Annotated in this window: 25 protein-coding genes and 1 riboswitch; of the genes, 17 read left to right on the top strand and 8 right to left on the bottom strand. The window is 40.2% G+C overall.

Annotated features, from left to right (window positions below):
• Nucleotides 1–72: 72 nt before the first annotated feature.
• Nucleotides 73–936 carry a CvfB family protein gene (locus ISX45_RS01355; RefSeq protein WP_194519812.1) on the bottom strand — a complete coding sequence of 288 codons (864 nt, stop codon included), beginning with the start codon at nucleotides 934–936 and terminating at the stop codon, nucleotides 73–75.
• Between the two features lie 102 nt (nucleotides 937–1,038).
• Between ISX45_RS01355 and ISX45_RS01350 the strand changes: the two genes are divergently transcribed.
• The 11 genes from ISX45_RS01350 to ISX45_RS01300 all read left to right on the top strand — a co-directional run bounded on the left by ISX45_RS01350 (nucleotide 1,039) and on the right by ISX45_RS01300 (nucleotide 12,722).
• The gene (locus ISX45_RS01350; RefSeq protein WP_181555744.1) at nucleotides 1,039–1,530 is read left to right on the top strand and encodes a YajQ family cyclic di-GMP-binding protein; all 492 of its coding nucleotides are present in this window, start codon (nucleotides 1,039–1,041) and stop codon (nucleotides 1,528–1,530) included.
• A 201-nt stretch (nucleotides 1,531–1,731) separates the two neighbouring features.
• Nucleotides 1,732–1,849: riboswitch (SAM riboswitch) on the top strand.
• 305 nt (nucleotides 1,850–2,154) lie between these two features.
• The gene (locus tag ISX45_RS01345; protein WP_194519811.1) at nucleotides 2,155–4,005 is read left to right on the top strand and encodes a bifunctional homocysteine S-methyltransferase/methylenetetrahydrofolate reductase; all 1,851 of its coding nucleotides are present in this window, start codon (nucleotides 2,155–2,157) and stop codon (nucleotides 4,003–4,005) included.
• The gene (gene metH / locus ISX45_RS01340) at nucleotides 3,998–7,408 is read left to right on the top strand and encodes a methionine synthase (RefSeq protein WP_194519810.1); all 3,411 of its coding nucleotides are present in this window, start codon (nucleotides 3,998–4,000) and stop codon (nucleotides 7,406–7,408) included. Before ISX45_RS01345 ends, metH begins: the two co-directional genes overlap by 8 nt.
• A 188-nt stretch (nucleotides 7,409–7,596) precedes the next feature.
• Complete coding sequence (locus ISX45_RS01335) at nucleotides 7,597–8,460, top strand: SDR family oxidoreductase (RefSeq protein ID WP_194519809.1); 864 nt, start codon at nucleotides 7,597–7,599, stop codon at nucleotides 8,458–8,460.
• 1,039 nt (nucleotides 8,461–9,499) lie between these two features.
• Nucleotides 9,500–10,132, top strand: a complete 633-nt coding sequence (gene hxlA, locus ISX45_RS01330) for a 3-hexulose-6-phosphate synthase (protein ID WP_181555740.1) — start codon at nucleotides 9,500–9,502, stop codon at nucleotides 10,130–10,132.
• A gap of 9 nt (nucleotides 10,133–10,141) precedes the next feature.
• The gene (gene hxlB, locus ISX45_RS01325; RefSeq protein WP_181555739.1) at nucleotides 10,142–10,699 is read left to right on the top strand and encodes a 6-phospho-3-hexuloisomerase; all 558 of its coding nucleotides are present in this window, start codon (nucleotides 10,142–10,144) and stop codon (nucleotides 10,697–10,699) included.
• 355 nt (nucleotides 10,700–11,054) lie between these two features.
• Nucleotides 11,055–11,303 (top strand): hypothetical protein, encoded by a 249-nt coding sequence (locus tag ISX45_RS01320; RefSeq protein ID WP_228485603.1) that lies wholly within the window; start codon nucleotides 11,055–11,057, stop codon nucleotides 11,301–11,303.
• An 80-nt stretch (nucleotides 11,304–11,383) separates the two neighbouring features.
• Nucleotides 11,384–11,515 (top strand): helix-turn-helix domain-containing protein, encoded by a 132-nt coding sequence (locus tag ISX45_RS20170; protein WP_194519808.1) that lies wholly within the window; start codon nucleotides 11,384–11,386, stop codon nucleotides 11,513–11,515.
• Between the two features lie 6 nt (nucleotides 11,516–11,521).
• Complete coding sequence (locus ISX45_RS20165; RefSeq protein ID WP_194519807.1) at nucleotides 11,522–11,896, top strand: DDE-type integrase/transposase/recombinase; 375 nt, start codon at nucleotides 11,522–11,524, stop codon at nucleotides 11,894–11,896.
• Nucleotides 11,893–12,045 (top strand): IS3 family transposase, encoded by a 153-nt coding sequence (locus ISX45_RS20160; RefSeq protein ID WP_407649739.1) that lies wholly within the window; start codon nucleotides 11,893–11,895, stop codon nucleotides 12,043–12,045. Before ISX45_RS20165 ends, ISX45_RS20160 begins: the two co-directional genes overlap by 4 nt.
• 206 nt (nucleotides 12,046–12,251) lie before the next feature.
• Entirely contained in the window at nucleotides 12,252–12,722 is a 471-nt protein-coding gene (locus tag ISX45_RS01300) for a MarR family transcriptional regulator (protein WP_194519806.1), read from the top strand.
• Between the two features lie 118 nt (nucleotides 12,723–12,840).
• Here ISX45_RS01300 and ISX45_RS01295 read toward each other — a convergent pair whose 3' ends face one another.
• Nucleotides 12,841–14,058 (bottom strand): pulcherriminic acid synthase, encoded by a 1,218-nt coding sequence (locus ISX45_RS01295; protein ID WP_194519805.1) that lies wholly within the window; start codon nucleotides 14,056–14,058, stop codon nucleotides 12,841–12,843.
• Between the two features lie 41 nt (nucleotides 14,059–14,099).
• Complete coding sequence (locus tag ISX45_RS01290) at nucleotides 14,100–14,819, bottom strand: tRNA-dependent cyclodipeptide synthase (protein WP_194519804.1); 720 nt, start codon at nucleotides 14,817–14,819, stop codon at nucleotides 14,100–14,102.
• A 340-nt stretch (nucleotides 14,820–15,159) separates the two neighbouring features.
• Here ISX45_RS01290 and ISX45_RS01285 point away from each other — a divergent pair, with 340 nt between their 5' ends.
• The 5 genes from ISX45_RS01285 to ISX45_RS20155 all read left to right on the top strand — a co-directional run bounded on the left by ISX45_RS01285 (nucleotide 15,160) and on the right by ISX45_RS20155 (nucleotide 18,155).
• Entirely contained in the window at nucleotides 15,160–15,672 is a 513-nt protein-coding gene (locus tag ISX45_RS01285; protein ID WP_194519803.1) for a MarR family transcriptional regulator, read from the top strand.
• Nucleotides 15,673–15,701: 29 nt separating this feature from the next.
• Nucleotides 15,702–16,913 (top strand): MFS transporter, encoded by a 1,212-nt coding sequence (locus ISX45_RS01280; RefSeq protein WP_194519802.1) that lies wholly within the window; start codon nucleotides 15,702–15,704, stop codon nucleotides 16,911–16,913.
• A 246-nt stretch (nucleotides 16,914–17,159) separates the two neighbouring features.
• Nucleotides 17,160–17,537, top strand: a complete 378-nt coding sequence (locus ISX45_RS01275; RefSeq protein WP_194519801.1) for a hypothetical protein — start codon at nucleotides 17,160–17,162, stop codon at nucleotides 17,535–17,537.
• Between the two features lie 83 nt (nucleotides 17,538–17,620).
• A complete protein-coding gene (locus tag ISX45_RS01270) occupies nucleotides 17,621–17,878 on the top strand; it encodes a hypothetical protein (RefSeq protein ID WP_194519800.1) in 258 nt (85 codons plus the stop codon).
• A 109-nt stretch (nucleotides 17,879–17,987) separates the two neighbouring features.
• Complete coding sequence (locus tag ISX45_RS20155) at nucleotides 17,988–18,155, top strand: IS3 family transposase (RefSeq protein WP_407649688.1); 168 nt, start codon at nucleotides 17,988–17,990, stop codon at nucleotides 18,153–18,155.
• Nucleotides 18,156–18,555: 400 nt separating this feature from the next.
• On the opposite strand, the gene ISX45_RS01260 is transcribed toward ISX45_RS20155, so the two are convergent.
• The 5 genes from ISX45_RS01260 to ISX45_RS01240 form a co-directional block, all read right to left on the bottom strand.
• On the bottom strand, nucleotides 18,556–19,107 hold the full coding sequence (locus tag ISX45_RS01260) for a DJ-1/PfpI family protein (RefSeq protein WP_194519798.1): 552 nt from the start codon (nucleotides 19,105–19,107) through the stop codon (nucleotides 18,556–18,558).
• A gap of 137 nt (nucleotides 19,108–19,244) precedes the next feature.
• Complete coding sequence (locus tag ISX45_RS01255) at nucleotides 19,245–19,916, bottom strand: GNAT family N-acetyltransferase (protein WP_181555737.1); 672 nt, start codon at nucleotides 19,914–19,916, stop codon at nucleotides 19,245–19,247.
• Nucleotides 19,917–19,933: 17 nt separating this feature from the next.
• Nucleotides 19,934–20,608: a GNAT family N-acetyltransferase gene (locus ISX45_RS01250; RefSeq protein WP_194519797.1), complete on the bottom strand. Its 675-nt coding sequence runs from the start codon at nucleotides 20,606–20,608 to the stop codon at nucleotides 19,934–19,936.
• Between the two features lie 34 nt (nucleotides 20,609–20,642).
• Nucleotides 20,643–21,500: a carbon-nitrogen hydrolase family protein gene (locus ISX45_RS01245; protein WP_181555735.1), complete on the bottom strand. Its 858-nt coding sequence runs from the start codon at nucleotides 21,498–21,500 to the stop codon at nucleotides 20,643–20,645.
• A 461-nt stretch (nucleotides 21,501–21,961) separates the two neighbouring features.
• Entirely contained in the window at nucleotides 21,962–22,327 is a 366-nt protein-coding gene (locus ISX45_RS01240; protein WP_181555734.1) for a transcriptional activator HxlR, read from the bottom strand.
• 593 nt (nucleotides 22,328–22,920) lie between these two features.
• Between ISX45_RS01240 and zwf the strand changes: the two genes are divergently transcribed.
• The gene (zwf, locus tag ISX45_RS01235) at nucleotides 22,921–24,378 is read left to right on the top strand and encodes a glucose-6-phosphate dehydrogenase (RefSeq protein WP_194519796.1); all 1,458 of its coding nucleotides are present in this window, start codon (nucleotides 22,921–22,923) and stop codon (nucleotides 24,376–24,378) included.
• Nucleotides 24,379–24,411 lie beyond the last annotated feature (33 nt).

Below are 24,411 nucleotides of genomic sequence, written 5' to 3'. Positions count from 1 at the left end.
GTTTTTATCGACAAGGCTGGAAATTTTTTAAGTTTTTTTATAAAAAAACGGAGCTGTTGTCAGCTCCACACACTATTTTTCTTTTACCGTATACGTCCAACCACTTTCTTGATATACTTTCTTTTCTTTCATCAAGCGACCTAATGCTCGTTTAAAGGCTGCTTTGCTCATTTGAAAACGCGCTTGAATATCCTCAGGGTCGCTTTTGTCGCTATACGGCATCGCCCCGCCGCGGCTTTCCATATAACGATAAATCATCTGCGCATCCTCGTCAATACTTTCATGTTTGCGCGGCAGCAGGGATACATTGACCGTTCCATCTTCTTTTACACCGATAATTCGGCCTTCGACTGCTTCACCAAGCCTCGGCTCTCTTCGGCGTTGTGATTCATGAATAAAACCAAGATATCCGACATCCGATATGATAAACGCCCCTACCTTAATGACCCGATAGACGCGACCGCAAATGTTTTGATTGAACACCGATTCCGGTGCTTTTATTGCAATTTCTTTCATGACCTCATCAGTCGCTAATTGTGCAAGCAACCGGCCACGTTTATCCGTTTTGAGAGAGCAATATAACATATCGCCGCGTTGTGGCCATAGTGACGGAAGCGTCGGCAAATCATCTATCGACACTAATACATCTTTGGAAATCCCAATATTGACAAACACGCCAAGCTTCGGTACAACGTCGGCAACTTCCACCCAGCCGTACGTTTCATTGGTAATTTTCGGCGTTTTTGTCGTTGCGCATAACCGTCCTTGATGATCATGATATAGAAACACCGTGACAGGCTCTTCAATCGCTAGCAAATGTTCCGTTTCGTTTTTAGGCAATAACACTTCCTCTTTTCCATTTGTTAAAAAATAGCCAAACGGCACTTCCCTTTTTACTGTTAATGTTGTTATTTCTCCGGGTACAAATCGTTCCATGTTCACATCTTCCTTTTTTCATTGTTCGTCAGAAAAAGTTGTTTCACATGCTACATTTTACTATAATGAAACCAAATGACCAAACTTTGTTGGAGGTATTTTATGTCAAAAGAAAGCTCATTTGATATTGTATCCAAAGTTGATCTATCTGAAGTCACCAACGCGATTCATATTGCTATGAAAGAAATTCAAAACCGCTATGATTTTAAAGGAAGCAAAAGCGACATTTCTTTGGAAAAAGACGAGCTAGTGTTAATTTCGGACGACGAATTTAAATTGGAGCAGCTGAAAGATGTGCTTATCGGTAAACTCATTAAGCGCGGCGTGCCAACGAAAAATATTCAATATGGAAAAGTGGAACCTGCCTCTGGAGGAACGGTTCGTCAGCGCGCGAAACTCGTTCAAGGCATCGACAAAGAGAACGCGAAAAAAATTAACACAATTATTAAAAATACAGGTCTAAAAGTCAAAAGCCAAATTCAAGAGGATCAAATTCGCGTCAGCGGCAAAAGCAAAGACGATTTGCAAAAAGTGATCGCTGCGATTCGTGAAGCAGACTTGCCAATCGATGTGCAATTTGTTAACTATCGATGAAGAAAAAGAAGGTTATCTCACGAAGGTCTAACTCCCTCACTTCCACAATATTTGTGGGTGTCATTAAGGGTTTAGGCCTTTTTGCTTTTTTCATTGTATAAACACAGCGCAGCGTCAAAGAATAAAAAATTAATAGTTGAATATTTTCACAAAATTATTTACATTATATATAAATTCATTTCGTCAAAACTTCATAACCATTTCTTATCAAGAGAGGGGGAGGGACTGGCCCAGTGAACCCTCAGCAACCGACTTTCGACCGCATTTTCGAAAGTCCAGGTGCTAATTCCAGACAGGCGTTTCGCTTGGAAGATAAGAAGAGACAATGCTCACAAAAAGTCTTCTTCTTATGGAAGGCTTTTTTATTTTACTGTCTAGCTCGCCTTGCAACGCCTAATGGAAAATAACCTTCCTTCGTCGAAATGCCAGCATTTCTCATCGAAAGAACATTTTCCTTACGGCATTAAGCAAGCGGCTCTGATTTTGTTATTGCCTAGCTTCAGCGGCTAGCTCTCTTCTGCCAAATGACCTTCTCCCTTGAGGTGGCAAGCACCTCTTCGGGCGAAGAAGAGCTGTTCGCGCCGCTTCCACTTTTCTTACTTTATATCGAACGGGGGAATGAACATGGGGCTTCTCGAAGATTTAAAGGAACGAATCGTCATCGCCGATGGTGCGATGGGAACATTATTATACTCTCATGGAGTGGATCGATGTTTTGAAGAGTTGAACCTATCAAAACCGGATGACATTATTCATATCCACGAAGCCTATATGGCTGCTGGAGCAGAAGTCATTCAAACGAATACATACGGCGCGAACTATATAAAGCTCGCCCGTTACGGTTTGGAAGACGAAGTAAAAACGATCAACCGGGCAGCTGTAAAGTTGGCGAAACAAGCGGCAGCAAATCATGCCTACGTACTTGGAACGATTGGCGGTTTGCGCAGCATCAACAAAAGCTCCCTTACCATCGAAGAAATCAAACGAACATTCCGCGAACAACTATATGTGCTGTTGCACGAAGATATTGACGGTCTGTTACTCGAAACGTATTACGACCTAGAAGAGTTAAAAACAGTGCTAACAATTGCCCGAAAAGAAACGGACAAACCGATTATCGCCCATGTCACCCTTCATGATGTTGGCGTTTTACAAGATGGTACTCCCCTTGCCGATGCAATTGTGCAATTAGAACAATTAGGTGCCGATGTTGTCGGACTCAACTGTCATCTTGGTCCGTACCATATGATTCGCTCTCTTGAAGAAGTGCCGTTGCCGACAGCTGCCTTTCTTTCTGCTTATCCGAACGCAAGCTTACCGGATTATCGCGACGGTCGTCTTGTGTACGAAACGAATGCCGCTTACTTTGAAGAAACGGCACTTTCGTTTCGCGAACAAGGCGTTCGCCTCATTGGCGGCTGTTGCGGCACAACACCAAAACATATTGAAGCGATTGCCCGCGCACTAAAAGACCGCACTCCAATTCATGAAAAAACGGTAAAACCTCGCAGAACGGTCGTTTCCGTTCAAGAGGTCGAACAAGAAAACGAGCCGCCGTTACAAGAAATTGTGCGCAAGCGGCATTCGGTCATCGTCGAACTGGACCCGCCAAAAAAACTGGGGATCACCAAATTCTTAGAAGGAGCGAAGGCGCTCAAGGAGGCGAATATCGATGCGCTTACTTTGGCGGATAATTCATTGGCGACCCCACGCATTAGCAACATGGCGCTCGGAACGATTGTCAAACAACAGCTCGGCGTTCGCCCGCTCATTCATATTACGTGCCGCGACCGCAATTTAATTGGATTGCAATCGCATTTAATGGGCTTACATACGCTCGGTATTACCGACGTGCTTGCGGTCACCGGTGATCCGTCGAAAATCGGCGATTTTCCGGGAGCAACATCCGTATATGATTTATCGTCATTTGATTTAATTCAACTCATCCGTCAATTTAATGAGGGGTTATCATATTCCGGAAAGCCGCTCGGGCAAAAAACAAACTTTTCGATTGCCGCAGCGTTTAATCCGAACGTTCGCCACCTCGACAAAGCGGTTGAGCGTCTCGAAAAGAAAATTCGTTGCGGCGCCGACTACTTTATTTCCCAGCCTCTTTATTCCGAACAGCAAATCGAGGAAGTGTATGAGGCAACGAAACATCTCGAAGCACCGATTTATATCGGAATTATGCCGCTTACAAGCGCGCGCAATGCTGATTTCCTTCACCATGAAGTGCCGGGAATTACCCTTTCTGAAAAGATTCGTTCCCGCATGGCCTCATGCGCCAACAACCCAATTCAATCGGCGCGCGAAGGAATTGCGATTGCGAAATCGTTAATTGATGCTGCCTTTGATTTATTTAACGGCATTTACTTAATTACACCGTTTTTACGTTATGAAATGACCGTCGAACTCGCTCATTACATCCATGAAAAAGAGCAGGCCGCTCAAGAAAGGGAGGTACTCCATGGCTAGCACACAGTTACAACAACAGCTCGAAAAAAAAATCTTAATTATCGACGGCGCGATGGGAACGATGATTCAAAGCGCCCAATTAACGGCGGAGGATTTCGGCGGAGAACAATACGAAGGATGTAACGAATATTTGTCGCTGACCGCCCCTCACGTCATCGAACACATTCATGAAGCGTATTTGCAGGCGGGAGCAGACATTATCGAAACAAACACGTTCGGTGCTACAAGCATCGTATTAGACGAATACGGACTAAGTCATCTGGCATTAGAACTCAACATTCAATCAGCCAAACTCGCTAAAAAAGCGGCCGAAGCCTATTCCACTCCCGAATGGCCTCGCTTTGTCGCTGGTTCGATGGGACCGACGACAAAAACGTTGTCGGTCACCGGAGGAATTACGTTTGACGAATTAGTTGCAGCCTATGAAGAACAAGCGCGCGGACTGCTCATCGGCGGCGTCGATCTTCTTCTTTTAGAGACATGTCAAGATACGCTTAATGTAAAAGCAGGATTTATCGGCATTTCACAAGCATTTGAAAAACTAGGAAAAAAAGTGCCCTTAATGATTTCCGGAACAATTGAACCGATGGGAACGACGTTGGCTGGGCAAAACATCGAATCATTTTTTATCTCAATTCAACATATGAAACCATTTGCTGTGGGACTAAACTGCGCGACCGGTCCAGAATTTATGACCGACCATTTACGCTCACTTGCCTCCCTTGCGAACACAGCGGTTAGCTGTTATCCGAACGCCGGTCTTCCTGACGAAGAAGGTCATTACCACGAAACGCCGGAAATGCTAGCGAAAAAAATTCAACGTTTCGCTGAAAAAGGATGGATTAACATTGTTGGTGGTTGTTGTGGTACAACACCGGATCATATTCGCGCCGTCGCTGAAGCGGTGAAGCATATTCCACCGCGTCCGATTCCGTCATCATTTGAAGCTCATGCGGTATCCGGCATTGAACCGCTCATTTATGAAGAAACGATGCGTCCTCTCTTTGTCGGGGAGCGAACGAACGTGATCGGCTCCCGAAAATTTAAGCGGCTCATCGCTGAAGGAAAATACGAAGAAGCCGCGGAAATTGCACGCGCCCAAGTCAAAAATGGAGCGCATGTCATCGACATTTGTTTAGCCGACCCGGATCGAGACGAAAAAGAGGATATGGAGCGTTTTATCCAACATGTCGTGAAAAAAGTAAAAGTGCCGCTCGTCATCGATTCAACCGACGAAAATGTCATCGAACGCGCCCTTTCCTATTCCCAAGGAAAAGCGATTATTAACTCGATTAACTTAGAAGACGAGGAAGAACGATTTGAAAAAATTGTTCCTCTTATTCACAAATACGGGGCAGCTGTCGTTGTCGGAACAATCGATGAACAGGGAATGGCAATTCATGCAGAGCGAAAGCTGGAGATTGCCTTGCGCTCTTATGATTTACTCGTCAACAAATACGGGATTTCCCCGCACGATATTATTTTTGATCCGCTTGTCTTTCCGGTCGGTACCGGCGATGAACAATATATTGGCGCCGCCAAAGAAACCATTGAAGGCATTCGCCTTATTAAAGAACGATTGCCGCACTGTTTGACGATTCTCGGCATCAGCAATGTTTCGTTCGGCTTACCGCCGGTTGGCCGTGAAATTTTAAATTCTGTCTTTCTTTACCATTGCACACAAGCGGGATTAGATTATGCGATTGTCAATACAGAAAAGCTCGAACGGTTTGCCTCCATTCCGGAAGAGGAAGTAAAATTAGCGGAAGCGTTGTTGTTTGACACAAACGATGAAACATTGAACGCCTTTATTCAATTTTATCGTGACAAAACGAAAGAAACGAAAAAACCGAATACAACGCTCACCCTGGAAGAACGGCTGGCAAACTATGTTGTCGAAGGAACGAAAGAAGGATTATTCGCCGATCTGGAACTTGCCTTGCAAACGTATTCCGACCCGCTGCAAATTATTAACGGACCGTTAATGGCAGGCATGGATGAAGTCGGTCGATTGTTCAATGACAACCAACTCATTGTCGCTGAAGTATTGCAAAGCGCAGAAGTGATGAAAGCAGCCGTCGCCTTTTTAGAACCGTATATGGAAAAAACAGAAAGCAGCACAAAAGGAAAAGTGTTGCTCGCCACAGTCAAAGGCGACGTTCATGATATCGGAAAAAACTTAGTGGACATCATTTTAAGCAATAATGGCTTTCATGTTGTCGATTTAGGAATTAAAGTGACGCCGCAACAGCTCATTGAAGCTGTTTATGCAGAGAAACCTGACATTATCGGCCTTTCCGGGCTGCTTGTCAAATCGGCGCAGCAAATGGTCCTCACCGCCCAAGATTTGCAGCAAGCAGGAATTTCGATCCCGATTTTAGTAGGCGGCGCGGCATTATCACGAAAATTTACGGAAAATAAAATTGCCCCGGAATACGATGGCATTGTATTATACGCCAAAGACGCGATGGACGGGCTGGCGCTTGCGAACCGCTTACAACAAGACGAGATTTCTTATACAAAAACGGAAAAGCACTCCGTTACATTCGACACGACTGCACCAACCATGACAGTTACAAAATCAAATGTAGCTACTGATGTGCCTGTCTTTGAACCAACCGATTTAGAACGTCACGTACTGAAGGATTTTTCTCTTTCGCATATTGAACCTTACATTAACTGGCAAATGCTTTTAGGTCATCATCTTGGATTAAAAGGAAAAGTGAAAAAGCTTTTGGCTGAACAAGATGAAAAGGCACTTATGCTGAAACAGCTTATCGATGAACTGCTCGATAAAGCAAAACAACAACAATGGATTGTGCCAGCGGCTGTGTATCAATTTTTTCCAGCGCAAAGTGAAGGAAATAAAATCTATATTTACTCTCCAGAAGATCAAAAAACCGTTATCGAAACGTTTGAGTTTCCGCGGCAAGCGAAAGCTCCTTATCTCTGTTTAGCCGATTACGTCAAATCAGTCGAAAGCGGACAAATTGATTATGTAGGCTTTTTTGCCGTCACCGCCGGAAAAGGCATTCGCGAATTAGCACAACAATGGAAAGAAAGCGGCGAATTTTTGCGCAGCCATGCAATTCAAGCATTGGCGCTAGAAGTCGCTGAAGGGCTGGCGGAGCGCATTCACCAAGTGATGCGCGACCGTTGGGGTTTCCCAGATGACCCTGATTTCACGATGGAAGAGCGATTTGCCGCTAAATATCAAGGCCAGCGGTTCTCATTTGGCTATCCAGCTTGCCCGAACCTTGAAGACCAAGAAAAACTATTCCGCTTACTGCATCCCGAAGAAATCGGCATTCAATTGACCGATGGGCTTATGATGGAACCGGAAGCCTCCGTTTCCGCCATCGTCTTCGCCCATCCGGAAGCGAAATATTTTAACGTATTATAAAAGGAAAAACAAAGGCGACCTCCCCGCGCTTGAAGGCCTGCCGAAGCGTCGTGGGGGATGGTCGCCGCAGCTAGACAAAGCCGAGGTCCTTACCTAACTTCGGCTTTCCTTTTTCCAGACAGATCAAATATTTTTCTGCCATTGTCCCATACTAACGATAAAACAATGATTCATGAGGAGGAATGACAATGGCAACAAAACAGCAGACAACGCTGCCCCCGCAACATCAAAACCGCCAACCTGGATTGCAGACGGACATGAACCCCCAACCAATTTCGATAGGCAATCATTATCACGGAAGTGGAAAACTAAACAATAAAGTCGCCATCATTAGCGGCGGTGACAGCGGGATTGGAAGAGCGGTCGCCATCCATTTTGCGAAAGAAGGAGCTGATGTAGCGATCATTTATTTAAACGAACATAAGGATGCCGAAGAAACAAAGCGCCAAGTCGAACAGGAAGGACGAAAATGCTTACTGTTTACCGGTGATATTGGCGATGAACAGTTTTGTAAAGAAGCGGTGAAACAAACTATCAATCAATTCGGCAAACTCGACATTGTTGTCAACAACGCAGCAGAACAACACCCGCAAAACAGTCTGCTTAATATTACATCACATCAACTCGAAAAAACATTTCGCACGAACGTCTTTGGCTATTTTTATTTAACGAAAGCCGCGCTCCCGTACTTGCAACAAGGAAGCGTAATTATTAACACCGCCTCGATTACAGCGTATGAAGGAAATGAACAATTGCTTGACTACTCGGCCACAAAAGGAGCAATTGTCGCTTTTACACGTTCGTTAGCAAAATCGCTCGTACAACAAGGCATACGCGTCAACGGGGTCGCTCCCGGACCGATTTGGACACCGCTCATCCCATCGACATTTCCAAGCGACCAAGTGGCGACATTCGGAGGAAACACCCCGATGAAACGACCGGGACAACCGAGCGAAGTCGCTCCAAGCTACGTCTTTTTAGCCAGCGACGATTCTTCCTATATCACCGGGCAAATGATTCATGTCAACGGCGGGAAAATTGTGAATGGATAAAAAAGCGGAAATGCAGTGATTAAGCAAATGTTCTTCCCTCACAGAAGTGCGAGCACTTCTGTGAGGGAAAATTTATCCTAAAAGAGCTATACACCATTTGTCTTTCAGAAAAAGAGCTCATATATCATAAAAACTGTTCCGTATCAGTGGGACAGTTTTCTCTTTATTTGGTCATATACGCAGGGACAAGAACTGTAGAAAACCTTGAAAGAAACGGCTGCATGTCACATCCTTTCCGCCACGAATGGCTGAAAAAGGAAGAATTTTTAACAAAAATCCCAGTTAGATATTTTTTATGTAATATTTTCTAACATCTTTATTGATTTTCTCTTAACATGCCAGCTACTATAAAGATGTGTACTGTTATAGGCTACGTTTCATCGACCTTTTGGACGTACAACAAAAGGTACCCCTCTCTTCTCTTGGCTTGCAACGATATGTTGCAAGTTTTTTCTTTTACCATGCCTATTCTCCCTTATTCCTAATGAAGGGTGCATTTCTACTGTGCTATCCACCATTGCCTCTTTTTCCCCGTCTTTCGTCGATTCTTCTCACTGGATACTTACTATTAGCGCAATGACAGACACTCAATTAACGATTTTTTCTGAGAAGCAGCGGTAATTTGTCACATTGGCTTCACTTCCTCGCTTAGTATAGGTGTTTATCAGCCCTATTTTCACTTCTCCTATACTCAAAATCCCTCAACTGATACTCAATGAATTCATTCTAATACACCATAATAAGAAAAATTTGTAACCAAGTATTTTTCCTTCTCTCATATCATCTAGCTACTCATGCTTTATTCCCAGCTTTTAATGTTCTTTCACCGCTTACAGTTTGAATTCCCTTGAATGGTTTCCCCGTTCCATGTATTCCCCCCTTATCTGAGCACTACAATGATAATTTACAGCTATATAACCAATAGTATATTTTTTAGCACTATGTAAAAATAAAGTGCGTACTTTTTAAAAAAAATCGTACATAGTATACTCATCGTTGTGTAACACACAATAAACTTTTATGAGAGGTGAAGAATTTTATGGAATTACAATTAGCATTGGATCTTGTAAACATTCCAGAAGCGAAGAAGCTGGTGAAAGAAGTTGCGGAGTATGTTGATATCGTAGAAATTGGCACACCAGTTATTATTAATGAAGGCCTTAAAGCAGTGAAGGAGATCAAACAAGAATTCCCTCACTTAAAAGTATTGGCAGACTTAAAAATCATGGATGCGGCCGCATATGAAGTGATGAAAGCATCCGAAGCTGGCGCTGATATTATCACTATACTTGGAGTTGCTGAAGATCTGTCCATCAAGGGTGCCATTGAAGAAGCTAAAAAACAAGGAAAAAAAATCTTGGTTGACATGATCGGGGTTAAAAATTTAGAAGAACGAGCTAAAGAAGTTGATGAATTTGGAGCAGACTATATTTGTGTGCACACGGGTTACGATCTTCAAGCAGTCGGAAAAAACTCTCTTGAAGACCTTCTGACAATTAAACGTGTCGTGAAAAATGCGAAAACTGCCATCGCAGGCGGCATTAAATTAAACACGTTGCCGGAAGTCATTAAAGCAAAACCGGATCTTATCATTGTAGGTGGCGGTATTACCGGACAAGAAGATAAAAAAGCTGTAGCTGCTGAAATGAAAAAATTGATCAATCAAGGGTGAATAACACTCATGCAGACTACGCAATATTTAGTTGAAATCATAAAAGAGCTAAATCATACTGTTAATTTAATAGCTGATGAAGAAGCTGAAAAACTGGTAAATGGGATTCTGGAATCAAAGAAAATCTTTGTAGCTGGCGCAGGTAGATCTGGATTGATGTCCAAATCCTTTGCGATGAGAATGATGCACATGGGTTTAGATGCCTACGTAGTAGGCGAAACCATAACCCCTAACTTAGAAAAAGATGACATCTTGATCATCGGATCCGGTTCAGGAGAAACGAAAAGTCTGGTTTCCATGGCTGAGAAAGCCAAAAGCTTAGGTGCAACCGTAGCGCTTGTTACGCTTTTCCCTGAATCGACCATTGGACAATTAGCAGATATCAAGGTTAAATTACATGGCTCACCTAAAGATAAATCGGACAGCGGATACAAGACTATACAGCCAATGGGGTCACTGTTTGAGCAAACCCTCTTATTATTCTATGATGCGATCATATTGAGGTGTATGGAGAAAAAGGGGTTGGACTCCAATACTATGTTCAAAAGACATGCCAATCTTGAGTAGAGTAAGGAGTCCTGGTTAGAATTTTAAACTAATTCAAGTAATTGATCAAACTAAATTTTTATCTACGAAAACAAGAGATAAAAAAGGCCGCAAAGCTTTCTTTAAGAAGCGCTTTGCGGTCTTTTCATTAGAGTCGTGCCTATCACGCTCAAGGAGTATGATATGATCCCCTTATAGTAGATAGAAAAAAAGAAAGCCAGTTCATCTGTTTACTATGGAGGGGATTTTTCTATGGAGAACATACGAAAAACAAATGATGTAACGCTAGCGGTGAATTAATATTCGCAAGAGGACATGGGCTATAAAACAGTGGCTAAAGAATTAGGGATTAAGTCATTCCATGATACGTCGATAGGTGAAACGCTATGAACAGGAAGGAATACAAGATCTGGAGGAAAAACGGGGCAAAGCGAAAGGGCTAAATAAAGGAAGACCGAGAACTCGTTCAGAAGATCCTGAAACGAAAATCAAGCGTCCGGAAGGCAGAAGTCGAGAGGCTAAAAAAGCTCTTAAAGACGTGAAAGTGGGAATAGAAACCGTACCAACGCACAAGAAGTTCGCCATCATTCGAGACGTGGTGGAGCGTTATGGTTCGATTCGATGATTATGTGAAATTGCAAGGATTCTCGCATCGGATATGACAAGTGGTGGCTCAAACGACAGGAACATCCATCTCAAAAGCACTTGGAAGACGAACCGCTTAAACAAAAAATCAAAGAGTGCCATGAAAAATGGAAGGGCATTTATGGGTATCGGGGAATCCGGGTGTGGCTCCAACGGGAATACAAACTGAATATCAACCCCAAACGAGTATAAAGGCTGATGAGAGAGATGGGAATTCGGGCTGTGATTCGGAAGAAACGGCCTTATTACGGAAAGAAAGAGCCTTATGTGATTTCGGACAATCATCTAAACAAAGATTTCTACGCGTCAAAGCCAAACGAGAAGTGGGTAACAGATATTACCTATTTCATTTTTAATGGGCAAAAGCTCTATTTGTCCGCCATAAAGGACCTATACAATAACGAAATCGCGGCTTACCACATTAGTCAAAGAAATGACATCAAACTGGTGATTGATCCGCTAAAAAAGGCCATAAAAAAACGGAATGTAAATGGACTCCTCCTCCCTCTAGCGATCAGTGGTTCCAGTATACATCCCGTCCATACAATAACCTACTCAAAAGATACAATATAAAGGCCAGTATGTCCAGAAAAGGAAACTGCTTAGACAATACCTGCATGGAAAACTTCTTCAGCCATTTTAAGACAGAGTGTTTTTATCTGTACTCTTTCCGCACAGTCGAAGAGGTGAAGGATGCCGTACACCAATATATTCGTTTTTAAAACCACGAACGGTTCCAAAAGAAATGAAACAACCTGAGTCCTTATGCATATAGAACTCAGGCTGCTTACATGTGTTTTTTTATTCCTGTCTACTTGACTGGGTCGCTTCAAATGATGGAGTTTTTATTTTCTAATCCCTTGACATTTCAATAGTTAACCAGTAAACTGTTATATAGTTAACTGGTTAACAATAAGGAGGTTTCGCTATGACAAACACTATACATGAACAGGCATTTCAAGCAGTTCAAGATTTTGTCATAAAAAGAGAGCGGAAAATTCAAACTCGACAATCTATGGTAGACAAAATAGCTTATGATCTTAAAGACTTGAAAAAGAATTGGACTATTACTCAACTTCACATTGTCTCATTAATTAATTCTAATAATAATCCAGTAAACAATACTTTTCTTGCTAATAAGCTAAATATTTCAAAAGCAGCAGTTTCAAAAGCAATTAGTGTCCTTATGAAGCACAACATACTTTCATCTCATAAGAATGAAAACAATAATAGAGAGATTTATTATACTTTAACAGAAGAAGGAAAGCGGTTAGCTGCTATTCATGACCAGATGCATGAGATCGTAAAGAACCGATATATTCAATTATTTAAACAATTTTCAGATTCTGAGTTAGAAATTGTGATTAAATTTCTAAATGAATGGTCCAAACTAATATAATAGAGTGATTTCTGAAAAATTGTTTCTTCTTAAAAAATAAACCCTTTGTCTATGTAGATATAGACAAAGGTTTAAAGAAGTTAAAGAACATTTTCTACAAAAAACTGTGATAAATCTTTTAGTTGACTGGGTCGAATAATATTGGGAGGGACACAGGTCCACGTGTATAAAGGCCTGTTTCAGTATATTGAAAATCGTCTTCTAATTTCATGTTTTGTAATCTATCTAGAACAATATTGGCAACAACTTCAATTTCTGCTCCTGCAAATGCTGCGCCCACACAGTTATGGAGACCTGATCCAAAAGCAAGATGACGAGCAGTACCTGTAAATGCACTTTTTACATGAAGATCAGCACGATGAATATCAAAAACATCCGGACGTTCAAATGCAGCTGGATCACGATTTGCAGCCCCAATCATACAAAACACAGTCGAACCTTCTGGTAGCGTAATGCCACCAATAGTAGCGCCTTGAGAAAGTTGCCTTGGAATGAGTTGGACTGGTGGCGTGAAACGTAATGTCTCAGCAATAGCATTAGGCAATAGAGAACGATCTTCAAGCACATCCCTCATTTGCGAAGGATTATTAAGTAAGTGATAGATTAATAGAGCTAATGTCTTATCTGCTGGTTCTGTAGCTGCCAATAATATATTGAGAATTAACGCTAATATATTGGTGTTCGACATCGCCACGCCTTCGTATTCAGACGTACATAGGATAGAGATCAAATCAGAACCAGGATTCTCCCTGCGCTCTTCTATAACTGGTGCGAGATATTGAGCAAGTTGTTCACTGCACCAAAGTGAATGAGCTCGTGCTTCTGGCGTTTGCTGCATACTTGTTATAAAATCCGCGACGCCACTATGCCAGTTAGCAATAAGTTGATGATCCTTTTTGTCTAAACCTAGCATGTCCATTGTGACATACACAGCGAAAGTTTTCCCGAATTCATTAACTAAATCTATGCGCCCTTTACTTAGGTACGGTGATAATAACCCTTCAGCATTCTGTTTAATCAGTGGTATTAAGCGTTTAAGTGCATCTCCAACAAAGCTTTTCACAACGATTTTTCTTTTCGCCGTATGCTCTTTACCATGCATTTGAGCAAGAACCGGTCCACGCATTACTGGTTCAGCACGTTTTGCAAGGGATTTTGTTGTGAAGATATCTGGATTTTGTAGTACATAACGCACGTCCTCATATCGGCTAATAAAGTAACTATCAATTGATTCTTCATAATGTATTGGATCATATTGGCGAAGATCTGAGAAGTATTTATATGGATCTTTATGGAACTCTTCAGACAAAACACTAAATTTTTTTAACAAACTCATTTCAATTCCTCCTAAAGATCTTTTATGTGTCAATAGCAAATTTAGATTAAATTTTCAGTTTCATGAACCAAGAGATAGCCTTGGTTTGATCGCATTCTTATTGAAAATTCTCCTAAGCATATCCGTTCACCGAGTTTCCATGGTTTGTGGTACGCAAGAAGTGTTTCTTGCACACCTAATATTTCAGAAGCTCCAATGAAGAATGGCAGTTCAGCTATAACATATTCAACAGCAATTTTTAACATTTCATCACTAACCGTGTGCAGTGTTGTATTTGTACCACGTGCACGACCTAGAATTGCTGCATGAGACATCTCCAGGCAAGCATTACGAAAATTTTCTTCATTTAAAAAGGCATTCTTTACTTCTTGACGCATATTACAATACGCAGGATGATCATTAAAATCCGAAAAAGTATAAATGGCTTTAGGGTCGCCACCATGTGCCTTCAGTGCTTTTTCCGCAGATCGTCGATTGCGAGAAACTTCTTTCCTAACTTTACGTTCAGCTTTGACTCTCGGTGTGCCTAGTGCTTCCAGTAGGTTGGCAGCTTCTTTTCCAGCTAGAAGCACCGCCACATCATCAAATTCTCTTATTGCCCATCCAATAAGTCGATAAATATAATCATCTGAAAATCGACTGTTGAACGGACTGATTCCGATTAATATGTGGTGACGGCGTTTGAATATATCATCACAATTCTGAGATAAAGGTTGAGTTACAAATTGTGTATATTCTCTCGTGGTAACGAGCTCTGCCATTTTTGTTTTTCCTCCTTAAGATGAATTAGGTTTTTGTTTTACACGTGATTCAGCGATCTTTAAATGAAAGATTCATTTCTTTACAACTAGAGAATGCAACGTACCTATTTTCAAAATCGATTTTGAATATTTTGAATATAATGTTTACTAGTAAACAAAAATAATTTTATATTCAATGTTATTTGTTGTCAACATTTTTTTCCAATACGAAATTTTATGAGATTTAAAGGCGAATAAGAATTGACAATCCAGAATTTAGAAGTTAGAATATTTTTATTCACTAGGAAACAATTTTGGTTATTGAGTTACAATAACGCTTTAAGAAAGGAAATGAAGATTGATGTCTCAAATAACGAAAGAGTTAATATATGAAATGTATTTAAAATTGCTACACCTTAACGAACAAAAGGCAGACTCTGTTTCTCAAATATTTCTTCAACACATTACAGATGAAGAAGATAAATTAAAACTTCTTCCTAAGAATATGACGAGCATCCATGTTATTGAATGCATTGGTCACAATGAACCTATCAATAACACTACAATTGCGAAAAAAATGAATTTATCGAAAGCGAATATAACTAAAATTAGCACGAAATTATTAAAAGAGGGTCTAATTAAGCGTTGCCAATTAACCGGAAATAAAAAAGAAATATATTTTCGCCTAACTCCAAAGGGGAAACAAGTCTTTGAATTACATGAGAAGTTGCATGAAATGAAAAAAGAACAATTTCATCATTTTATAGATACTTTTACAGATGAGGAACAGAAAGTTATTTTAAAATTCCTTGAAAGCCTGACTATTAGGCTGATGGAAGAACAGAAGGAGACGAATTCAGCTACACATCTATAACAAAATATAATAAAAAGGAGGAGGATTTCATGTGGGGACGTGTTAGATCAAGTTCTACTTTCATTTTATATTTAGTTTGCATAAGTGCATTCTTTGCATCTTTAAATCAAAATATTTACTCACCACTCATTCCTTTAATTAAAGATTCTTTTCATGTTTCTTTAACTATGGTTAATCTGTCGGTCTCGATATTTATATTCATTACAGCTATCATGCAAATTGCTCTTGGATCACTAATTGATTTTAAAGGTGCTAGGTTCGTACTGATTCCCAGCATAATATTAACGGTGATTGCTAGCATTATTTGTGCTATCACAAACAATTTTACCTTATTTCTTATATTTCGGTCTCTACAAGCAGTAGGAACTGCTGCAATTCCACTTATCGCAGCAACAACAATTGGTCGCCTATTTCAAGGAAGCGATCGAGGAAGTGCTATGGGTACTTATCAAACACTATTATCAATTGCTCCTGCTATTGCACCAGTACTTGGAGGATGGATAGGCGACCAGTATAGTTATCATGGGGTTTTTTGGCTCCTCGTAGGAATATCGATCATTTTGCTTATGGCTAATGTCATTTATTTTCCAAAAAATAAAGAACCTCAGAAAAATAGTATAAGCACAAGCAATGTATGGAGTCATTATCAAATTATTTTTAAAAATAAGTTAGGAAACTCTATTCTAATCTTAAGTTTTTTGAACTTTTTCGTTTACTTTTCTCTTATTGTATATTTGCCTATTTTATTAACAGATCATTATCATCTAAGCTTAAAAATAGTAGGATTGCTTTACTTACCTATGACTGTGAGTTTAATAGCAGGAAGCATAATCTTTAAATATATCCAAAAAGTCATCGCGCTTAAGAATCTTTTTACATTCTATAATTTAATCGCAGGTTTTAGTATTATTTCATTTGCATTAACCAGCTCAGTTTCTTTAATTGGTATGTCTATAGTTTTGTGTATTTATGGAATATCTATTGGGGGCATAACCCCTCTCTATGCTACTATGATTACGAATGAATTTGAGCATAATAGGGGGAGTGCTATGGGAGTATTTAATTTTATCAGATACATTGGCATGGCTATAGGACCTGTCGTATCTGGTTTATTGTTAGCTAAAATAAACTCTGAAATCGTCTTTGGAGCACTAGGAATTTTGTTCGTAATACTAAGTTTTCTACTGCTGGTACTCATTAGTGAAACAAATAACGTTATTAATAAGAAAATGACACAATAGTACGGTAAATTTCTTCAAACCAGTAACTTTATCAGACACTGCTCAAAGAACTAGAGTAGTGTTTTTCTTTTACTAATTTTACTAATACAACATAAAATACATTGTGTTGTTGTTTAGTGCAAAATAAAAGTAGCGCATGATGCAAGATAAAAGTTTAGCAGTTTTCGCAATAAAAAAATCATTGTCAGCATCCCAGCCTCACATCTTCTAATTGGACACGAAAAACTGTTAGAAGGAGACGAAAGGATGCTTACAATAATTCAACAACATCATATCAAATATTTGTACGAATATAAAGGGATGTCTCTACGAGCCATCGCAAAAGAGACGGGACATAGCTTTCAAACCATCAAAAAATATGCCCATAAAGAAGATCCCAATCCTCTTCCGACTCCAAGGAAGCCAAAAAAGTCCAAGATTGATGAATGGTTAGAGGAAGACCAAAAGATGCCGCCAGTATCCTTGAGAGCCGTGCAACATTATGTTGGTCAACAGAAGCGAGACATATATCAAGAGAGTGAGGAGTATCTTCCGTTAGAACATTCACCGGGGAGGCACAGGCCGATTTTTGCCGTTTTACATATCAAGATGAGAAAGAGATCAAGCAGGAAGGATTTTTTCTGACCCTCTCATTCCCATACAGTAATGCGAGTTACGTACAGGTGGTACCTGCGCAAAATCAAATCAACCACCACCGAGTACAAAGGATGATGAGGGAGATGGGAATTCGGGCGGTGATTCGAAAAAAACGGCCGTATTACGAGAAGAAAGAGCCATATGTGATTTTCGCCAATCATCTAAACCGAGAGTTCCATGCATCAAAACCGAACGAGAAATGGGTAACAGACATTACGTATTTAATCTTTAATGGCCAACAACTGTATTTATCCGCTATAAGGACTTGTACAACAACGAAATCGTCGCCTACCACATTAGTGAAAGAAAATATATCAAACTGGCCATGAGCACGCTCAAAAAGGCCGTAAAAAACGGAATGTAAACGGAATCCTCCTCCATAGCGATCAGGGGCTCCAATATACATCCCGCCAATACAGCAACTTACTTAAGGCCGGTATGTCCAGAAAAGGAAACGGTTTGGACAATTCCCGCATGGAAAACTTCTTCAGCCATTTTAAGACAGAGTGTTTTCATCTGCACTCTTTCCGCACGGCTGAAGAGGTGAAGGATGCCGTACACCAATATATTCGTTTTTATAACCACCAACGGTTCCAAAAGAAATGAAACAACCTGAGTCCTTATGCATGTAGAACTCAGGCTGCTTACATGTGTTTTTTTATTCCTGTCTACTTGACAGGGGGCACTTCAGTATGGGTTTCTTTTCTTTTTAGTGAGAATACACCACCAATAAGGTATGGTGGTTTTTCAATCAATTCTAGAAGTAAAAACTACTCATGAATATTTTAGGTTTTGGGCATGTTGCCGTTCGGTATGCGAAAGCGACAGGTCTTCACGTTCGTTGTCGCTATTAATTTAGAGAACTAAAGAGCTTGCTGCTAATCTTGTTGTAAATTTTCTAAAAAAGGATGCAGCACAATTTATGAAAGAAAAAACAGGCAATGCACCATATTATTTGAATCATAGAAAAGGCGTTCCCTATAGGAGAACGCCTCAATAAATCATTTTACTTGGTTAATAACTTAATAAATTCGCGCATAAACGCTGGTAAATCTGGCCATGCATGAGCAGATACGAAATTGTTGTCAACATGAGTTGGCTTAGATACATAGTTTGCACCAATTGCTTCTACACCCGGCTTGCAGGCAATGTATGCGGTCATGCTGCGTCCTTTCATAACATCAGGAAGAGTTTCCAATACAAGCGAAGCATGGCAAATCGCCGCTACTGGTTTGTTAGCTTCAAAGAAGTGACGTACGATTTTTGGCAAGTTTTCATCAAGACGGATATATTCTGGTGCACGTCCTCCCGGAATAATGAGCGCATCGTACTGTGTTGGATCGATTTCTGCAAATGATGCGTGCGCATCAATGAGATAGCCTGGTTTTTCTACAAAAGTATCCCAATCAGCGAAATCGTGAACAACTGTATGCAGTTTCTTTTTCTTTGGTGCAGCGATTGTAACATCAAAACCTTCCTCTAACAAACGATAATACGGATAATAAATCTCTAACGCTTCCACTGCATCTCCAGTAACAATTAATACTTTTTTGCTCATATTGAATAACCTCCTCCACTATTATGATAAAAGAATTTCACACATCACTTTTTATTGGCAAAGTGTACTGTCACTGCTTGAAATGGATAAAGGATTTTTTAGTTTTTTGGCTTAAATAAAAGGCAACGCTAGTACAATTAAATATTTAAAAGCAATACCGTATTCTTAGCTTCGAGATTTTCAATCATTTCATACCAAGACTTCGGTTTGTTCGATAAGACAGAATAATAACGTTTCAAAAACTTCACCACAAGCTCCGCCGGAAGTTCATTCACGCTATCGTCCATCGGAAGGAAACAAAGATCAAGCCCGGTTACCGCTTCTCCATCGTTGTTCCAAGATGGATGGACATAAGGGAAGTCAAGCCGCTTATAACCAAGATGAGACAATACCTCACGACGAACATATGGGTCCATCGGCTTAACTCCGCCAAATTCATAATGCTCTACCCGATAAGGATCATAAATTTCAGCAAACATGCCATATAACTGCTTTCCATTTGCTGAAGCCCAGTTGTTTAAATCCTCCAACCTCTTTTGGGCTAAAAATCGACCAATCCCTAGTCCTGCTTGGCCGATGATCGTGAAATCTGTCATCGCGACATTTAAATCTTCATAATAGCGGTACTCGGTCGCACCTACTACCTCCCCTTCATGAACCGCAACGCACACGCGAATTCCCGGATCTTCCAAAGGCTCTTTCCAAAGCTCGAATGCTAATACTTCTTCGGGAGGAAATACGTTTTGCATCAACTGATGCATTTTTTTAAACAAAGGGTCTTCAATACTCGTAATTCTCCGATATTCCACCTTCATCATTCTCCTTGTCAAGATTTTGATGTATAAAAAGGATTTCTCCATTCCATCAGTGCTGCATAATTACAAGATTCTTCATCCTCTAAATAGTTAGCTATCACTTTCACAGGGGTACGGCCGCAACGAAGCAGGAAGGTAATCACAGGATCCTTCAATTCCCCTTTTACAACAGCTTCGAGGTATTGCTCCGCTGTCATCTCATCAGCTTTTTTATGATATCCAGGCATTCTTCCTCCGCCTAACAGCCGTTCTAATCCCAATTGAATGACGACTTCATACATGGATAACATCAGCCATTTTCCTAATCCTAATTTGCGATAAGCAGGGCGCACGCCAATATCGACTACATAGAGCGTATTTCCATTTTGATTATGATTGCGAATATATCCATTATCCGTGACCTCTTCCCATGTATGTTCCGGATGGTTGGGGTCAAAGTCAACAATCAATCCTGTCATCGATCCTGCGATTTCACCATCCACCTCAACACATAAGGCGCCCTCTGGAAATAGCGTAACATGGTTTTTCAGCTGTTCCGTGTTCCACCATAATTCAGACGGGAATGGCGGGGGAAAACTTTCCTGTTGAATGCGGATTAAGCCGGGAAAGTCCTTTTCTTCATAATTTCGGATTACCGCTGGTACAGGCCGGTCCTGGTCAAAGACATAAAACTCCTTTCTATACATTCTTCTCCCTCCTCATAGAGCAGTTAGCCTCACCTTATTTCCAATCCGGATAAAGATCTGTGCGTCGATCACGCCACGTGGTGACGGAACCGCTTTCTCGAACTTGATATAACAGTTCTAAATCAAGATCAGCGGTGACAATCATATCATGGTTGATTTCCCCTTCTACCAAGATGCCGCGTGGAGGAAATGGGATATCGTTTGGCGTAATCACCGCCGCTTGCCCAAAGTTCGCCCGCATAAAGTCAACTGTCGGAAGGGAACCTACTGTACCAGTCGTGACGACATAGACTTGATTTTCAATGGCTCTTGCATGGCTTGTGTAACGAACACGATGGAATCCATGACGATCATCGGTGCAAGAAGGACAGAAAATGACATCAGCGCCTTTCGCTTTAGCTATGCGAACAATTTCAGGAAACTCAATGTCATAGCATGTCAACATCGCAATAGTTCCTTTTTCAGTTTCGAACACTTGAAGATCATCGCCAGGTGACATGTTCCATTCTTTTACTTCCGTAGGTGTAATATGGAGTTTTGCCTGTTCGGCGACTCTTCCATCTGGATAGAATAAATGAGCAACGTTGTATAATTTGTCGCCTTTGCGGATGACATGAGTTCCACCAATAATATGCATCTTTGTTTTCTTAGCCAAATTGATAAATAAATCCCGATACTGTTCTGTAAAATCAGGGAGATCTTGAATCGTTAAAGGTTGTCCTTGTTCATTGCCAATGGACATGAGCTGAGTAGTAAAAAATTCTGGGAATAAAACAAAATCTGTATCAAACTCTTGAGCTGTTTTAATGTAATGCTCCACTTGTTGAGCAAATTCTTCGAATGATTGTATCGTATGGAGATGATATTGAACGGCTGAAACTCTTAGTTTCATCAGTCTCCTCCTTTCTTGTCATCAATCCAGAAAAATTTCACCCCATTCATGTTATGATGGCGATGATACTGATATTATTAGGCACATAAATAGTTTTAACAAGTACACACTTTCATGTTACATAGTGTAAAAAAGTATACTACAGGGAATAAACGAAAAAGGACGAATCTGTAGAAGCCACGTTAAAGGGAAATGATGATGGGGGCGGGATATATAGTAAGGACCTAGAGACACTAAAAGAGTTTCTGACAGTCTACATATGGACAGTCACCAACGTATATGGGGAAAAACAAAGGGCAGCGGATCTTTGATCAAGATACTGCCCGTTAGTTTTTTTATAACTTATAATGAACTTTCGTTACTTTTTTCTCAATCGTTATCTTAGTGAGTGCGTATCTCTACATGATTTAACAAAACATAATGGATGGGGTAATTTCAAACACTAAAAAAAAGAGAGTTGTTTACTTAATGGACTCGTTGATTTTTACTTGGTCTTTCACGACATTCTCCATATAATTTTTTCCCCATTCATACATAGCATCGAGAATTGGGATCAGACTTTTTCCATGCTCGGTCAGCGAATATTCCACTTTTGGTGGAACAACGGGATAGACTTTGCGTTGAACAATGAGGTCTGCTTCGAGTTCTCGCAACTGGTTCACAAGCATTCTTTGGGTAATCCCCGGCATGAGAGCCTTCAGTTCACCAAATCTCTTCGTTCCTTCTTTTCCTAGATGCCATAAAATAAGCATTTTCCACTTACCACCAATGACAGCAAGTGTCAATTCTTTTTCACAGTTATATATCTTGCCACAAACATGTCCCATTTATTCCACCTCCATCAACTTATTATAACTAAATAGTATACTTTTTACCACTATATGATAATAATGCATGTACTTACAAATAGATATTATACACATTTGAACATTTTATTCCCCCTATAACAGCCACGGTTCATTCCTTTTCATAAGTAAAGGTCTTTTTCTGAATATATTCCATCATCGTATCTTCATACCTACTATAACCATTAGTATACTTTTTTATACTATATTATATTTTTATCACTACGTGATAATAAAGTGCGTACTTTTAAAGATAGATTATACAGATTATACTAGCGTCTGTACAGCAAATCATAAGCACGGGAGGGAACAGCATGAATCGTTTTACTATTTTACGTGATAGGCAGCCAATGCTGTACAAAATCCATATGCAAGCATTAGTCTTTATGAAATTTCCGTAGAAAGAAGAATATATATCCGCAGTGTTTTATGCTCTAGATGTTAATTTTTAAGCAGTAGAAAAGAATGAAAAATCTGACAAGAGCTAATAGATTTAAAAACCTTTTAGTAAAAGAGAAGAAATTGAGAGTTTTTCTGTTTTGAAAATGTTTTAAAAAGATGGAGGTGAATTGAAAGTGAATCCGATGACCTTTGTCTTGTTTGGGGCAACAGGTGATTTAGCCAAAAGAAAAATTTTTCCTGCATTATATCATTTATTTCTCGATCAAAAAATGCCTCCTTCGTTTTCCGTTATTGGGGTGAGCAAAAGAGAATTATCCGATGTTGAATTTCAAGTATATGTGGAAAATTCATTAAAAACATTTTCTAGACGTTTGACAAATGACCGTTCCAAAATGGAAGAGTTTCTCCATGCGTTTCGTTATACTTCTTTAGATGTAACGAATGCCCAAGGATATAAAAAATTGCTTGAAATGGTTCAACGACGTGAAAAAGAATTGAATATTCCTGAAAACCGCATGTTTTATTTATCTGTTGCGCCGGAATTTTTTGATGTGATTGCAGCAAACATCAAGGAAAGTGGACTAGGATCCGCCAAAGGTTGGAAACGCCTGATTATCGAAAAACCGTTTGGTCACGATGTAAAATCAGCGCAAGATTTAAATAAAAAGTTAAGTCAAGCTTTTGAAGAAGACGAAATTTATCGAGTAGATCATTACCTTGGGAAGCCGATGGTCCAGAACTTGGAAGCTATAAAATTTGCCAACTCTGTATTTCAAGCCATCTGGAACAATCAGTATATAGCCAATGTACAAATTACAGCTAGCGAAACGGTTGGAGTTGAAGAAAGAGCAGGTTATTATGACCAGGCAGGGGCCATTCGCGATATGGTTCAAAATCATATGTTACAATTGTTGATGATGACCGCTATGCACCTTCCAAAACGGATCAGCGCAAAAGACATCCGGAATGAGAAAAGAAAAATCATGGAATCTCTTCGGCCAATACAGAAAGAAGAAGTAAGTTTACACGTTGTTCGCGGTCAATATGGTCCTGGAGAAATCGATGGAAAACCAGTTGTCGGATATAAAGAAGAACCCGGAATAACTGCTTCTTCAACAACGGATACGTTTGTTGCGGCTCGTTTGTGGATTGATGATGAGGTTTGGAGAGGGGTACCATTCTATATCCGCACAGGTAAAAGAATGAAGGAAAAGTCCACACGTATTGTGATTGAATTCAAAAATCCATTAAAGGAATGGTATTTACCGAAAAATGAGGAACCAGCTCCTAATCTTTTAGTGATTCAAATCAATCCGAACGAAGGAGTTTCATTGCAATTAAATAATAAAAATGTATTAAACGATGGAAGGATTGAACCCGTCCATATGCACTTTTCGACTAATCAGAAAGATGTACCCGAAGCCTATGAGCTCTTGATTTTCGACTCTTTATGCGGTGATTCGACTTTCTTTGCTCATTGGAACGAAGTTGAACTATCTTGGAAGTGGGTTCAACCCATTTTGGATGCATTTGAGGAGAATCTCCTTCCTCTTCACTCATATCTTGCAGGTTCGATGGGACCAGAAGCTTCTCATCAATTATTGGAGGAGGCCGGATTTCATTGGTGGTAGTTAAGCATGACTATAGGTTGTCAATATAAGAAA

The sequence above is a fragment of the Thermaerobacillus caldiproteolyticus genome, from assembly GCF_015326725.1.
Taxonomy (GTDB): domain Bacteria; phylum Bacillota; class Bacilli; order Bacillales; family Anoxybacillaceae; genus Thermaerobacillus; species Thermaerobacillus caldiproteolyticus.
The sequence above is the reverse complement of the archived record's forward strand: the minus strand, read 5'-3'. Positions and strand labels throughout refer to the sequence as shown.

Coding starts and splice junctions, on each gene's coding strand:
- ISX45_RS01355 (WP_194519812.1), bottom strand. CDS start 936: ATGGAACGATTTGTACCCGGAGAAATAACAACATTAACAGTAAAAAGG.
- ISX45_RS01350 (WP_181555744.1), top strand. CDS start 1,039: ATGTCAAAAGAAAGCTCATTTGATATTGTATCCAAAGTTGATCTATCT.
- ISX45_RS01345 (WP_194519811.1), top strand. CDS start 2,155: ATGGGGCTTCTCGAAGATTTAAAGGAACGAATCGTCATCGCCGATGGT.
- metH (WP_194519810.1), top strand. CDS start 3,998: ATGGCTAGCACACAGTTACAACAACAGCTCGAAAAAAAAATCTTAATT.
- ISX45_RS01335 (WP_194519809.1), top strand. CDS start 7,597: ATGGCAACAAAACAGCAGACAACGCTGCCCCCGCAACATCAAAACCGC.
- hxlA (WP_181555740.1), top strand. CDS start 9,500: ATGGAATTACAATTAGCATTGGATCTTGTAAACATTCCAGAAGCGAAG.
- hxlB (WP_181555739.1), top strand. CDS start 10,142: ATGCAGACTACGCAATATTTAGTTGAAATCATAAAAGAGCTAAATCAT.
- ISX45_RS20165 (WP_194519807.1), top strand. CDS start 11,522: ATGAGAGAGATGGGAATTCGGGCTGTGATTCGGAAGAAACGGCCTTAT.
- ISX45_RS01300 (WP_194519806.1), top strand. CDS start 12,252: ATGACAAACACTATACATGAACAGGCATTTCAAGCAGTTCAAGATTTT.
- ISX45_RS01295 (WP_194519805.1), bottom strand. CDS start 14,058: ATGAGTTTGTTAAAAAAATTTAGTGTTTTGTCTGAAGAGTTCCATAAA.
- ISX45_RS01290 (WP_194519804.1), bottom strand. CDS start 14,819: ATGGCAGAGCTCGTTACCACGAGAGAATATACACAATTTGTAACTCAA.
- ISX45_RS01285 (WP_194519803.1), top strand. CDS start 15,160: ATGTCTCAAATAACGAAAGAGTTAATATATGAAATGTATTTAAAATTG.
- ISX45_RS01280 (WP_194519802.1), top strand. CDS start 15,702: ATGTGGGGACGTGTTAGATCAAGTTCTACTTTCATTTTATATTTAGTT.
- ISX45_RS01275 (WP_194519801.1), top strand. CDS start 17,160: ATGCTTACAATAATTCAACAACATCATATCAAATATTTGTACGAATAT.
- ISX45_RS01270 (WP_194519800.1), top strand. CDS start 17,621: ATGATGAGGGAGATGGGAATTCGGGCGGTGATTCGAAAAAAACGGCCG.
- ISX45_RS20155 (WP_407649688.1), top strand. CDS start 17,988: ATGTCCAGAAAAGGAAACGGTTTGGACAATTCCCGCATGGAAAACTTC.
- ISX45_RS01260 (WP_194519798.1), bottom strand. CDS start 19,107: ATGAGCAAAAAAGTATTAATTGTTACTGGAGATGCAGTGGAAGCGTTA.
- ISX45_RS01250 (WP_194519797.1), bottom strand. CDS start 20,608: ATGTATAGAAAGGAGTTTTATGTCTTTGACCAGGACCGGCCTGTACCA.
- ISX45_RS01245 (WP_181555735.1), bottom strand. CDS start 21,500: ATGAAACTAAGAGTTTCAGCCGTTCAATATCATCTCCATACGATACAA.
- ISX45_RS01240 (WP_181555734.1), bottom strand. CDS start 22,327: ATGGGACATGTTTGTGGCAAGATATATAACTGTGAAAAAGAATTGACA.